Consider the following 2,038-nt stretch of genomic DNA (forward strand, 5'->3'; position numbering starts at 1 on the left):
TAGGTAATTTGTAAAATGGGACGTGAGAAATACGAAAATAATTGGTGTAGGTTAGTAGACCGTTGAAACCAAAGTTTCCCGAGAGAAATAAAACAAAAAAAGAAAACCTAACGAAGTGAAACATCTCAGTAGTTAGAGGAATAAAAATCAATAGAGATTTTGAAAGTAGTGGTGAGCGAAATTGAAATAGAAAATATGAAGTTTAATTAATATTGAGAAACATCCTTTTGGAAAGAAGGATAATGCATGAAAGAAATTTCGTAAATTGCGCTACCAGGAAGTGGCTTTTATGGGTGTGACTATACAAAAATGTTTTAAAGCTAAAGTATAGTGAAATTAAGCAAGTTAAAATAACAAAGATACACATTGTGTAGCTTTTTCACCGACCCTAATTCGACATGTATCCAAAGAAGGTGAAAGTCCAGTATCAATATAAAATTAAATGGAATCAAGTAAGTCGCGAGATAACGTGACTGAAAAAGGGGGAACCATCCTCTAAAAAAAATATGACAAATTAACCAATAGTGAACGAGTACTGTGAAGGAAAGATGAAAGAGAAACCTTGAAAGGGGTGAAAAGAGTTGAAATACAGAAAGTAGAAATCACATAATAAAATATGGTACCTTTTGTATAATGGGTCAGCAACTTAATTATAAATGCGAGCTTAAATGACTAAGTCGTAGGCGAAAAGAAATTAAATTGTGTAAAACTTATGAAAATAAGGAAAAAAGCAAAAGTTTTTATAATTATACCCGAAGTCAAGTGAGCTAGGCGTGACCAGCATGAGGACGTAAAAGTCTGAGGAGCGAACACGAATTTGTTGCAAAAAATCGTGAGGAGTTGCGTTTAGGGGTGAAAGGCTAATCAAACTTGAGAATTGCTGGTTTTCCGCGAAATCTATTTTAGTAGAGTCTGATTAAAGTTTTTAAGTCAAATTATAAACATAAATGGTTGTTGTTGAATGAAAATGACATAGGAGGTCGAGCACTCTATTTGTAAGAGGGATTGAATAAATTCTAACGAACAAATGGAAACTCCAAATACCAGAAATTAAATCAGAACCAGACTTTGGATGCTAAGGTCAAAAGTCGAGAGGGAAACAGCCCAGAGCATAAGCTAAGGTTTCAAAGATATTGATAATAGTGAAAGAGAGTTAAAGAATGATGACAACCAAAGGGTAGGCTTGGAAGCAGCCATCCTTTAAAAAAAGCGTTAAAAATTATTGGTTAAGCACTTTAGCATCGAAAATGTTGTGAAACTAATTCAATACACCGAAGCAGTGTATACCATCAATCAAATTTATGAATAATATTTTTGATTTCAATCAATTTTCTTTAAAACAAAAAATTGTGATTTTGTTGAAAAACAAATCCACAAGTTATAGGAAAATAAGATTAAATGGTATGGTAGCGGAACGTTTTCTGTACGAAAAATAAACTGAGAGGTTTAGGTAATAAGTTTACTTATTGACCAAATTGTACGAAAAGTGAGAATGCTGACATGAGTAACGAAAAATAATAATTAAAAAATTGTTATCGCCAAAAATCCAAGGTTTTCTACAAATAAGTGAAAGTTATGTAGAATAAGGCGGTCCCTAAGAATATTTCTGAACAGAAAATTCGATGGATGAATTTTAGATAAAATACTAAAAAAGGCACAACAGGGTTGAATAGGATATAGAATTGATAAATTGATGAAGATATCAAGAGATTGAATTTCAACCAGGAAAAGCTAATTGAGTACCGTACTGAAAACCGACACAGGTGGATAGGTAGAATATAAGTCGGAGGCCAAGCGGTCTTAGGAAGACAAGGCATATTATCAACTCCTTGGCTCACAGAACGACATGGCTACGATCCGACTTCAAAAATGTAAGAAAAGTGAGAATGCTGACATGAGTAACGAGAAATAATAATTAAAAAATTGTTATCGCCAAAAATCCAAGGTTTTCTACAAATAGAGAGGGCTGGATGAGTGGCGCCGAAGTAGGAGCCGAACTTGCGCGAGACGGCGCGGTGTGTAGCTGGGATACGGTGCT

Annotated in this window: 1 protein-coding gene and 1 rRNA gene; one reads left to right on the plus strand and one right to left on the minus strand. The window is 34.2% G+C overall.

The annotated features are described in order from the left end of the window. Positions 1-1,865, plus strand: a 23S ribosomal RNA gene (locus ACR2F7_RS08190); the annotation flags it as partial. Here ACR2F7_RS08190 and ACR2F7_RS08195 read toward each other — a convergent pair. Then, on the minus strand, positions 1,851-2,038 hold a 188-nt coding region (locus tag ACR2F7_RS08195; protein ID WP_432713095.1), incomplete at its 5' end, for a hypothetical protein. The genes ACR2F7_RS08190 and ACR2F7_RS08195 overlap by 15 nt on opposite strands.

Source organism: Pedobacter sp. (assembly GCF_045628745.1).
In the GTDB taxonomy this organism is placed as follows: Bacteria; Bacteroidota; Bacteroidia; order Sphingobacteriales; family Sphingobacteriaceae; genus Pedobacter.